This is a genomic window from Arcobacter sp. s6 (assembly GCF_040884245.1).
Classification (GTDB): domain Bacteria; phylum Campylobacterota; class Campylobacteria; order Campylobacterales; family Arcobacteraceae; genus Aliarcobacter.
On the sequence record NZ_JBEVTN010000003.1, the window covers coordinates 25673 to 37509 of the forward strand.

Consider the following 11837-nt stretch of genomic DNA (forward strand, 5'->3'; position numbering starts at 1 on the left):
TTATATTAAATAATAACTTGATGTAATTTAGAACACTCAGGTAACTTTTCATTTGAATCTATGTTATTTATAATACTTTGATGTGAATATACACGTGCATTATAAACATAGATAAAAAGTTCATCTCCTTTTTTCAAGAAATTTTTCTTACCAAAATCTGCATAAGCTGTGGCCCCTGCTGCTATTATCATACCTTTTGCATCTTTAGCATTTTTCATAAATTGACTTAATTCTTCTAAAGGTCCACAATCTTCTTGAGTATTAAACTTATCAATCATCCAATCTTTTAATTGAGTAAAAAAATATGAGTATGATTTAACAGCTGAGATAGTTCCATAATTATGAATTTTCCCATCTCTTTTTATAAATGAAGAAAGGTGGTACTTACTTAAAATTCCACTTTCGCTAAAGTTATCAATTTCAATAAAATCTGTTGAAATACCTTTTGTATTTTTTCCCCAATTTTTCTTTGTACTTAATTTATTTCCATCTTGAATTCTAAGGGAGCAATCATTAAAAGCAGAAAAGTATCTAGGAATAATATCAATTACTTTTCCATCTTCATATACAAAATCACAAATCAATGCAACTTCAGGTTCTGCTTGCACTTTATCTTCTTCTCTATTATGAGTAGAAATCACATCATAAGAAATTGGATATGTTCCTAAAAAAGAATCATGCCCTTTAATATAAAAAGGAAACAGACCTTTTGGAGCATTCTTTTCTTCAGTTTTAATAACTGAAAACTCGTCCGCTTCTCCTGCTTCTCCTAAATGACCTGCAAAGTTTCCAGCAACTGCGAAACCTAAATAATCTTTTAAATCATCAGCTTGCATTTTCATCTTCCTTCTTTTTTTTCTTTAATATTCTTCTTTCAAATAATTCATGCATATCATCATGAATAATAGAATCGATATCTAAAAATATAAGTTTTTCAATATTTAGCTCTTTTACATTTTTTAAACCCATAACAGCCAATAAACTTTTCATACTTTTAATAATATTGTTATGATAATTTTTTACAAATTCAGAGTGTTTTTTTACAAAATAGTGTTTTCTTTTTTTAATATCTTGAGTTGCTAGTCCAACGGGACATTGATGAGTTCCTGAACCTGAACAATATCGAGCTCGAATACATCCAGCACTCATCATAAATCCACGTGCAATTTGTACAAAATCAGCCCCTAAACAAAGTATTATAATTACATCATCAGGAGTTAGTATTTTTCCACTTGCAGATATTTTCACATGTTCTCTTACACCATAATCTTTTAATACCTTATCAACTAAATATAAAGCATCTCTTATATCCATACCAATTCGTTCCATCATTTCTAAAGGAGCAGTTCCAGTTCCACCACTTCCACCATCAATAGAGATATAATCAGGATATGGTAATCCTAAATCCACTCTTCTTTTTATCTCTTTAGCAATTGGAACAATATTATTATGATCTGAAATTACAATTTTTATACCAACAGGTTTTCTTGAGGCTTCTTGAAGCTCACCAATGAAATCAAATAACTCTTCATTTGTATTTGCATAGGGAAATCTATTTGGTGAGAAAGCATCTTTATATGCTTCTATATTTCTATAATATGCAATAGAAGGAGTAACTTTTTTAGCTATTAGTTTTCCACCTGTTTGTTTTGCACCTTGAGCGATTTTTATTTCTGTCATTTTACAAAAGCTCATTTGTTTTTTATAACGCTCTATGTCAAACTTTCCTTCTTTTGTTCTAACACCATAAAGTCCTGAACTAATTTGTAAAATTACATCTGGCATATCAGAAGGAACTTCTTTTGGAAAATGTTCTAAATCGGCATCCCAATTTAATCTATAAAAAGAGTTATTTTTCTTATTAAAAATATAAGTATCAGCTTGATTATCTTTTCTAAAAATGATTTTTCTATATAAATCAATAGCAACTGGCTCATTAAAAAATATTTTTGCTAATTTAAATATTTTGTATTGAAAAGAGCTTCCACTAACCTCTTTCATATAACTTTTATCATAATCATTATGTGTTACAAAAAAGTTTGAAGTTAAACCACCCTCACCTGAATTTATAGGAAAACCTCCCATTTGTGCACCATATACAAAAGCTCTAGTACCCTCAGGAGAGATAGAGCCATCACTCATAGGTCCTCTTCCTATAATTGACTTTGTGATAAAAGGTTTTTTCTGATTTTTTCCAAAAGTAACCGAAAAATCATTTTCAACCTCATCATCATTTAAAACAATATTTGTATGTCTTAGCATAAATTTTGGTTTTGGCAAGGGTTGAGAAGGAGAGAATGATGAGTAATTTGGTTTATCTCTTGAAGCGTTGTAAACCCAGTCTAGTTTATCCATTGATTCGTAGAATTTTTCATCTCCGAAATACTGTCTAAAAGGTTCTCTAAACTCTTGAAAAACAAATCTAAGTCTTCCAATAATTGGATAATTAACTAAAATTTGATGTTTTCTTTGTACATATTTGTCATGAATATACCATGCAAATATTATTATACTTATAGCTAATAACACTATAATCCATGTTTCCATAATAATTCCTAGTAAATTTTAAAGAATGATAACATCCTTGGGTGGGTAAATAGTATGTAAAGTAGAGTAAATAAGAAGGAGTAACCTTCTTATTTAATAGCTCTTGCTCCGATGTTTCCATATCTATGGAATGAGTGAGAAATTGATTGCTCAATAAAGTAGTTTAGAAGTTCTAGTCTTCCTTCCATCATAGGTTTAGCTCTAATAATGAATGTTAATGATTTTCTAGCTTCTTCAAAAACAAATGTAGGTACTTTTGAAATATCAGAATAAATAACTCTGTCATAATTTTTAATATATTTTACAAACTCTTCATCTGACTGTTCTACTAATGAGTCTCTAGCAGAAAACAACTCTTTTGATACTTCTAAGAATGATTTTATAAGAGCATTATTATTAAGTGAAACTTTAAAATGTACACCTGAAACTTTTGCTGCTAATATTCTTGAAACAACTTCAAAAATTGTATCATCAGATGAAACTCTAATAACAACATTTTTTAAAGGTAAATATCTAAAGTGATTATCTTCACCTCTTACATTTGCATAATCTTTTGCTTTTGAAAATTCATTTTCATAATTTTCTAAATATGATTGAAGTGCAATTTCTAATTTATTAAAATCTTCATTTTTATGATTAGTTTTACATTTTTCAATAAATTTTGTTAAATTATTAGTATATTTTTTACTTACTTTTGGAGCTGATTTTTCTTTGAAATCAACAAATTGAGTAATGTAATTAAAAATACCAACTTTTCTTCCTGCACCAATTGCAGATTTACCCATACCACCAAATGGTTGTCTTAAAACTATAGCTCCTGTTGTTCCTCTATTAATATAAAGATTTCCAGCTTTTAAGTTTTCTTTCCAATAGTTTACTTCTCTTTCATCAAGTGATTCAATTCCTGAAGTTAATCCATATCCTGTGTCATTTACAATTTTTACGGCATGTGCTAAATCTTTAGCTTTAATTACAGCTAGAACTGGTCCAAATAACTCATTCATATGAATAAAGTTACCCTCATCTACTCCCCATTTAATAGATGGTTTTAGCATATATTCATTTCCATCTACATATTCTGGAGCTAATAACCATGATTCATTTTTTTCTAATGATTCAAGTGCTTTTTTTAGATTTCCAGATACAGGATTTGCTAAAGTTCCAATTCTATTTTTGAAATCCCAAACAGAACCAACACTCATAGAAGCTGCTGTATCAATTAAAGCTTTTTTAAAATCTTCATCATAATAAACTTCTTCTTCTAATACTAATAGTGAAGTTGCAGAACATTTTTGACCTGAATTTCCAAAAGCACTATTACAAACATTTTTAACAGCTTGTTCTCTATCTGCCATATTTGTAACTATTGTTGCATCTTTTCCACCTGTTTCAGCTGTTAAGAATAAATCAGGTCTTGTTTTTAGCATTGAAGCTGCTGTATCTTCTCCACCTGTTAAAATAACAAAGTCTACATCTTTATTTGCAATTAAATGCTCACCTGCAAGGGCACCTGCACAAGGAACAAATTGAAGTGTATTTTTTGAGATACCAGCATCCCAGAAACATTTACACATTTCATAAGCAGTTAGAGCTGCAACAGAAGCTGGTTTAATAATAACTGTATTTCCAGAAGCTAAAATAGCTGCAATTCCACCTAATGGAATAGCAACAGGGAAGTTCCATGGTGGAATTACAACACCAACACCCTTACCTGTAAACTCTAAATTTTCATATTTTTCAAAATAATTTGCACTATATGGATAAAACTCTAAGAAATCCACAGCTTCAGAAACTTCAACATCAGTTTCAGTAAATACTTTACCAACCTCAGCAGCAGCAACTCCAATTAAGTCATCTCTTCGCTCTCGCACTTTTATAGCAACTGCTTTTAAAGCTTCATGTCTTTGAGTGTGAGTTAATGCTCTCCATCCATCAATATCAGCCTTTGCAACTTCCACTGCTTTTTTTAAGTCTTCAGCATTAGCAGTTGCAAATCTACCAGCTAAAATACCCTCTTTTAACTGAGATTTATCAATAGCATCTACAACCATTCTGTCTTCAACAATATCAACACCAGCAACTACAATAGGAGCTATTTGATGAACTGTATCTTTTGTAAATTTCCATTTTTTTACAATATTTCTAGCCCACTCTTGGTTTGCAGGTAATACGAAATCTGTATCAGCCTCTGCATGATAATGTTTAGTATCATAAGATGAATTTGAGTAGTTTGAAAAATCTTCTTCTAATCTATTTTGTTTTCTTTTTGCACCAACAAATGATGTTTTTTCTTTTTCAAAAGATTGAATAAATAACTCTTTTTGCATGTTCCAATCACGAGAACCAACTGTTAATCCAAATGAATATCTAATAAAGTTATTTGGACCTGTATTTTCATCAAGTCTTCTAACTAAATATGCAATTGCATTTGTAAACTGCTCTTTTGAAGCTGTTGGAGCATATAAAATTACATCTTTAGTAATTTCTTTAATAGCAAGTCTTGAAGCCTCACTCATTCCTTCTAACATCTCTAATGTATGATAAGCAGTTGTTCCATTTTCACGTGCATATTCAACAGCAAATGCTAATTCAAAAAGATTATGAGAAGCTGTTCCTATATGCATAAATGGTGCATTATCAGGAAGTAATGCATATTTTGCCATTCTTTTATAGTTTGAATCTGTATCACTTTTATCAATATAAGTTACCATTTCCCAATGTTTCTGAGAGGCTTCTGTTTCTTCCATTTCCATATTAGCACCTTTTACAAGTCTAAACTTAATAGGAGATCCACCATTTTTTACTCTATTTCTAGCCCAATCACATAAATCTTTTTGCCAGTTAAATGAATCTGGTAAATATGCTTGTAAAACTATCCCTGCATAAAAATCTTTAAATTCTGGTTTTTCTAAAGTTCTTTTAAATACCTCAACAGTAATTGCTAAATCTCTATACTCTTCCATATCAAGATTTATAAATTTATTTGATTTTGTTCCATTTGGTGAGATATATGGATATTTCTTTGCTTGAGCATATATTTCACTTAATTTTTCAACTAATACTTCAACTGTATGTTCAAAATCTAAGGCAATTATTTGTGAGAATATTGTAGAAATTTTGATTGAAATGTAATCAATATTTGGATTAGCTAAAGCTTTTAAGTATTTTTCCATTCTTTCTGCTGCTTCAATTTCTCCCAGAACGACTTCACCAATTAGATTAATATTTACTCTAGTTCCTTCTTCTTTTCTCATTTTTAAGTGTTTATTAAAAGGCTCCTCTTCTCCTTTAATAACTACTGTTTTTGTATCTTCTCTTATTTGATTTACAAACATTGGAACTGATAAATCAGGTAAGAACTTTCCAAAATTTTGAAATAACCATAATAGTGTTTTATCTTTTGTTGTAAAAAAATGCGCCATACCATGTTTTTCTAATAAAAAACAGATTTGATCAGCAACTCTAGCATTTGAATCACATCTAAATGCTTGATCCATTAACTCAATTAAAAGTGCTTTATCTTTTGGATGTTCAAGCATTTTATTCATTTTTACATAAAACTCTTTATCCCATTTACTAACAAGCTGAGTAGCTCTGTTTTGCCATTTTTCTGCTAAAACTATAGCTCTTTCTATAATTTCTTTTTCATTTTTCATTTACAATCCTTAAAATTAATTGAATCTTAATCAAATTTTAAGTAGCTTTAGACGCACGCTTAATTGTGTCAACAGAGGGAGAACCGCCAAGTTTAATCCCTCTTGCTACTTCACACTTTTTTCTTTTACTTACTAATGTTTTTTACCTAAATATGCTTCTTGAATAGTTTTTGAGTTTAATAATTCTTCTGCCGTTCCTTCATGTGTGATTTTTCCAACTTCTAAAACATAAGCACGATCAGCTAGTTTTAATGCTGCTTTTGCATTTTGTTCTACTAATAAAACAGTAACACCACTTTGAGCAATCTCTTTTACAGCTTTAAATATAGCTTTTATCAAAATTGGAGCAAGTCCTAGTGATGGTTCATCCAAAATTAATAGTTTTGGTTTAGACATAATAGCTCTACCAATTGCAAGCATTTGTTGTTCTCCACCTGAAAGAGTTCCTGAAAGTTGTTTTCTTCGCTCTTTTAATCTTGGTAAAATATCATATATCCAAGCTAATGTTTCCTTATCATGATCTTTTAGAGTATAAGCACCCATCATAAGATTTTCTTCAACTGTTAAAGTTCCAAATACTCTTCTTCCCTCAGGAGAATGAGACATTCCTAAAGATACAATATCGTGAGCTTCACACTTCGTAATATCATTTTTATCAAAAACTATTGATCCAGATTTTGATTTTATTAATCCAGAAATTGTTTGTAAAGTTGTAGTTTTTCCAGCACCATTTGCACCTAAAATTGTTACAACTTCACCTTTTAAAACTTTTAATGAAATTCCTTTTATCGCTGTTACAGCTCCATAAGAAACATGAAGATCTCTAATATCTAATAATATTTCATTATTTACCATTATGCATTCTCCTCTTCTTCATCATCTGTTCCAATATATGCCTCAATTACTCTTGGATCTGCTTGAACAAAAGATGGTTCACCTTGAGAAATCTCTTTTCCAAAATTTATAACTGTAATGTAATCAGTTAATTTCATAACCATTTCCATATCATGTTCAATCATCATAATTCCAAGTCCCATCTCTTTTATTTTTAAGATGATATTTGTAAGTTCTATTGTTTCATTTTCATTAAGTCCAGCTGCTGGCTCATCTAAAATTAAAAGTTCAGGTTCAGCGGCTAATGCTCTTGCCATCTCGATTTTTCTTTGATTTCCATATGATAAATCACCAGCTGGTGTATTTGCATATTTACTTAAGCTAAAAAACTCCATTAGTTCTTCAACTTTTTTCCACTGTTTTAATTCATCTTTTTTATAAAAAGGTGTGTGAATAATTGAGTGATACCATTTTTGTTTTGATTTTGTATGACATCCTGCAATTATATTTTCAGCAACACTCATCTCTTTGAATAATCTAATATTCTGAAATGTTCTTAAAACTCCTCTTTGAGCAATTTTATGAGGTTCCATTCCTGTAATGTTTTCACCTTTGTATTTAATAGTTCCCTTTTCAGGAGTATATATACCTGTTACACAGTTAAAAAGTGTAGTTTTACCAGCACCATTAGGACCAATAATTCCATATATTTGACCTGGTTTTACCTTGATTGTTAAATCATCAATAGCAACTAAACCATGAAAGAGTTTTGAAACATTTTGGATTTCTAATACATATTTCATTATTTTGTCTCCTTCAATTTAGCTGCTTTTTTCTTTAAGAAATTTGGAATATTTCCAAAAGTAGCAGGCCATACACCATTTGGTCTTAAAATCATTGTTAATACCATCGCTGCACCAAAGATTAAATATCTTGATTCTTTAAACTCTGTAAATAACTCAGGTAATACAAACATTACAAATGTTCCTATTATAATTCCAGGAAGAGAAGCAGATCCTCCTACTAAAACAATAGCAAAGAACATAACAGACTGCATAAAGCTAAATGACTCAGGACTTACAGCTGAATACTGAATAGCAAATACACTTCCAGCAGCTCCTGCAATTGCAGCTCCTAAAGCAAAGGCAAATAGTTTGTAATATGAGATATTAATTCCCATAGATTTAGCTGCTATTTCATTTTTATTTATATAATATAGTGCTCTTCCATATTTTGAATTATCAAGATTTCTAATTATAAATAAAGTGATAATCAATAATCCAAAAGCTATATAATAAATAGCAGTATCAGACCATAATTCATAACCAAAAACTCTAACAACATCAATTCCAAAAATACCATTTGGACCACCGGTTAAATCAAATACATTGTTTTTTAATACTTGTTCAAAAATGATATTAAATCCAATTGTTGCAACTAATAAATAATCACCTCTTAAATGAATAATTGGACCTGCTAATAAAACTGAAAAAATCACAGGTATAATAATCGCAAATGGAATTGTTTCAATAATCTCAAAACCAAAATTTACATTTAAAATAGCTGTTGTATATGCTCCCATTCCAAAAAATATTGCATGCCCCATATTGAAAATTCCAGCTCGTCCTAGAATAATATCTTGAGAAAAAGCAACAACTGCAAATACTAGAAAAGTAATACCAATACTAAGCCATGCAGAATCAACTAAAAATGGAAAAACCGCCATTGTTACTAAAAATAGTATGGCAATAATAGTAGTTTTATTCATTATACTTTCTCCGCTGTTTTTTCACCAAGAATTCCAGTTGGTCTTATTATTAAAATTACAATTAATAAAATAAATGTAAAAGTCTCAGCCCAAGTGGTTGAAATATAGCCTGAAATCATTGCATTAAATAACCCTAATAAAAGTCCACCAAGCATTGCTCCTGGAATTGAACCAATCCCACCAATGATTGCTGCTATAAATGCATTTAATCCATAAAGCCAACCCATATCAAAAGTTAAACCTCTATAATAAATCCCAATAAATAATCCACCAATTGCTCCAAGCATAGAACCAATAATAAAAATAGTCATAATAATTCTATTAACATTAATACCCATTAATTTTGCAGCATCTTGATCAATAGCAGTAGCCCTTATTGCTGTACCCATTTTTGTTTTATTAATAAAAATATATAAAGCAGTCATTAATACAGCTGATAGTGCTAAAATCATAACTTGTGTAAATGATATAATTACTCCACCAAAATCCCAAGATGTACTTGGAAAAATATCTGATGGAAAGATTTCCATATTTGGTCCCCAAATTAACATGATTCCATTTTGAATAACAAGTGAGGCTCCAAGGGCTGAAACAACAGCACTTAATCGCGGTGCCGTTCTTAAAGGTCTGTATGCTAGACGCTCAAGAAGAACACCCACAAAAGCCACTACAATTGCTGTTAAACAAAATACTATTACAATATTTACTAAAGATAAGGCATTTGAACCATAAAACTGCGTAAAGATAGTAAGTCCAACATAAGCAGAAAAGGCAACAAGGTCACCGTGAGCGAAGTTGATTAACTTCATCACACCGTAAACCATTGTATAACCTAAAGCTACTAATGCATATAAACTTCCTATAGTTAATCCATTAATTAACTGTTGAAAAAAGATATCCATTTAATAAACCTTTTATTGACTAATTACGTCTTTAGTACCGTCATTTTTCATTTTATAAACAACAAATTTAGCACCAATTCTTTCACCATCTTCTCTAATATTAAATGGCCCTGTGATTCCTGGGAAATCTTTCATTGTTTTAATATATTCAACAATTTTTTTAGTATCAAAAGAATTAGTTTTTTCAACACCTTCCATAACTGCTCTTAAACCATCTGCATTTGTAACAGGCCAAATTGATGGGGGATCCATTTGGAATTTATTTTTATAAGCTGCAAGATATTTTTTAGCTTCTGGATAAGGTAAAATTTCAGGAGTTGGGAAGTTGATTAAAACTGTACCCTCAGCAGCATTTCCTGCTAATTTATAGAAATCAGGATTATCATTTGAATCTCCACCAACAAAATCTGCATCAATTTGTAATTGCGCTTGTTGAGCTCTTAATAATCCACCATCAGTATAGTAACCAGAATAATAAATAACATCAGGATTCATAGATTTTACTTTTGTTAACATTGCAGAAAAGTTTTGAGTTCCAGATTTAATTTTTCCTCTATAAATAACATTTCCACCTAAAGCTTTAATAGATGCTGCTGTTGCATCACCTAAACCTTCTGAGTAAGAAGAGTAATCAGATAAAACAACAATATTTTTATATTTTTTTGTATTTACCATATATTCAGCAGTATAATCACTTTGTGATGAATTAGGGAATGAGTTTCTAAAGAATGTCCAGTATTTATTTGATATTAAAGAATCACTTGTTCCATCTGATGTTTGAATAATATTATTTCTAAAATAAGTTGTTTGAGCAGCTTCTGTTGCTCCTGAAGTATATGAACCAATTACTGCAATTACACCTTCATTTGATAACTTTTTAGCACAAACAGCAGCTTTTTGAGCTTTTGCTTCATCATCACAAGTAACAACTTCAATTTGTTTACCTAAAAGTCCACCTGCGGCATTTTTTTCTTCAACTATTAATCTTACAAAGTTATCAATACTTTGACCTTCATTTGCATATTCACCTGTAATTGGTGCTTGTACACCTATTTTCACAACATCTGCTGCCATTAATGAACTAGCTAAGATAGCACTTACTGCTATTGTTTTTGTAATATTTTTTAAAATCATTTATCTCTCCTTAAATTTATTTAATTTTTATAAAGTATGCTCTATAACATAACAACCTATACACCACTCACCAACTTTTTCTATCTTTTTTATACTTCCCCCTTTGAAACTTGATTTTAAATTTTTATGTGAAGCTACTATTAAATCAAATGATTCAATAATATTATCTAGTCTTTCTTGAGCATTTTTTCTAGCACTTGATGAAATATCTAAATAGAATGCAAATATTCCATAATCTAATGTTGAATCTGAAGCATTATCTCTTTGCAACATTTTACACATAAGCTCAACATCATTTTTATACTCTTCTTGTACATTTCGAACACCATTTTTTAAAGACATAATAACTTTAGAAACGGAATCATTATCACTTTTATGGATAAATCTTTCATCTAAAGTTAGACATAATAATCTATCCATAATATAGTTTTTTCTCATGAAATCTTTATAATCTGTTCTATTTGGTAATGAACATCTTAAAATATCTGAAACCGTTGCATCAATGAAAATTTCAGGTGCATTAGCTAATTTACCAATTTCTTGAGCAACATGAATAGTTAAAAATTTTGGAGGAGCATATGATAAGTACAACTCATCAGATGTCCAAAAAGTATAGTTTCTTTTTGCATTCTCAATACCAGCTATAACTGCATTTATAACATCATCTTTTATAGGGAAAACACTCATTATTCTTGCTCCATATAGTTTTCATCTACTTCTTGTAAAATTCCACTTTCGAATAAAATATCTTCTATTAGTTTATTTTTTGATATATTTAAATTTTGACTCAAAATTGCTAGAGCATTATCTAACTTGCTATCAATTTTTATTGTAAGCTGAGAAATTTCTTTCTTACTACCATTAATATGTTTGTTGATAACTTTTTTGATAATAGTTCTTTTATTTTTAAGTTTTGCCATTTCTTAAACCATTTTCCCTAATAAATTTTTAGTAGTACTTTTAGTACTACTATTTTTTCTTAAGTCATTTTTACAT

Annotated in this window: 10 protein-coding genes; all 10 read right to left on the reverse strand. The window is 29.8% G+C overall.

The window, feature by feature from the left end:
• Positions 1-5: 5 nt before the first annotated feature.
• The 10 genes from ABVS04_RS02130 to ABVS04_RS02175 all read right to left on the reverse strand — a co-directional run bounded on the left by ABVS04_RS02130 (position 6) and on the right by ABVS04_RS02175 (position 11761).
• A complete protein-coding gene (locus ABVS04_RS02130) occupies positions 6-836 on the reverse strand; it encodes a DUF5718 family protein (protein WP_368029011.1) in 831 nt (276 codons plus the stop codon).
• Positions 826-2547 carry a glutamate synthase-related protein gene (locus tag ABVS04_RS02135; protein WP_368029012.1) on the reverse strand — a complete coding sequence of 574 codons (1722 nt, stop codon included), beginning with the start codon at positions 2545-2547 and terminating at the stop codon, positions 826-828. Before ABVS04_RS02135 ends, ABVS04_RS02130 begins: the two co-directional genes overlap by 11 nt.
• A gap of 89 nt (positions 2548-2636) precedes the next feature.
• On the reverse strand, positions 2637-6203 hold the full coding sequence (locus ABVS04_RS02140) for a proline dehydrogenase family protein (protein WP_368029013.1): 3567 nt from the start codon (positions 6201-6203) through the stop codon (positions 2637-2639).
• Positions 6204-6335: 132 nt separating this feature from the next.
• A complete protein-coding gene (locus ABVS04_RS02145; protein ID WP_368029014.1) occupies positions 6336-7058 on the reverse strand; it encodes an ABC transporter ATP-binding protein in 723 nt (240 codons plus the stop codon).
• Entirely contained in the window at positions 7058-7840 is a 783-nt protein-coding gene (locus ABVS04_RS02150) for an ABC transporter ATP-binding protein (protein ID WP_368029015.1), read from the reverse strand. Before ABVS04_RS02150 ends, ABVS04_RS02145 begins: the two co-directional genes overlap by 1 nt.
• A complete protein-coding gene (locus tag ABVS04_RS02155) occupies positions 7840-8805 on the reverse strand; it encodes a branched-chain amino acid ABC transporter permease (RefSeq protein WP_368029016.1) in 966 nt (321 codons plus the stop codon). The genes ABVS04_RS02150 and ABVS04_RS02155 overlap by 1 nt, the downstream gene beginning before the upstream one ends.
• A complete protein-coding gene (locus ABVS04_RS02160) occupies positions 8805-9707 on the reverse strand; it encodes a branched-chain amino acid ABC transporter permease (RefSeq protein ID WP_368029017.1) in 903 nt (300 codons plus the stop codon). Before ABVS04_RS02160 ends, ABVS04_RS02155 begins: the two co-directional genes overlap by 1 nt.
• Before the next feature lie 12 nt (positions 9708-9719).
• Positions 9720-10841 carry a branched-chain amino acid ABC transporter substrate-binding protein gene (locus ABVS04_RS02165; protein WP_368029018.1) on the reverse strand — a complete coding sequence of 374 codons (1122 nt, stop codon included), beginning with the start codon at positions 10839-10841 and terminating at the stop codon, positions 9720-9722.
• 27 nt (positions 10842-10868) lie between these two features.
• Positions 10869-11528 carry a hypothetical protein gene (locus tag ABVS04_RS02170; RefSeq protein ID WP_368029019.1) on the reverse strand — a complete coding sequence of 220 codons (660 nt, stop codon included), beginning with the start codon at positions 11526-11528 and terminating at the stop codon, positions 10869-10871.
• Positions 11528-11761, reverse strand: a complete 234-nt coding sequence (locus ABVS04_RS02175) for a hypothetical protein (protein ID WP_368029020.1) — start codon at positions 11759-11761, stop codon at positions 11528-11530. Before ABVS04_RS02175 ends, ABVS04_RS02170 begins: the two co-directional genes overlap by 1 nt.
• Between the last annotated feature and the right edge of the window lie 76 nt (positions 11762-11837).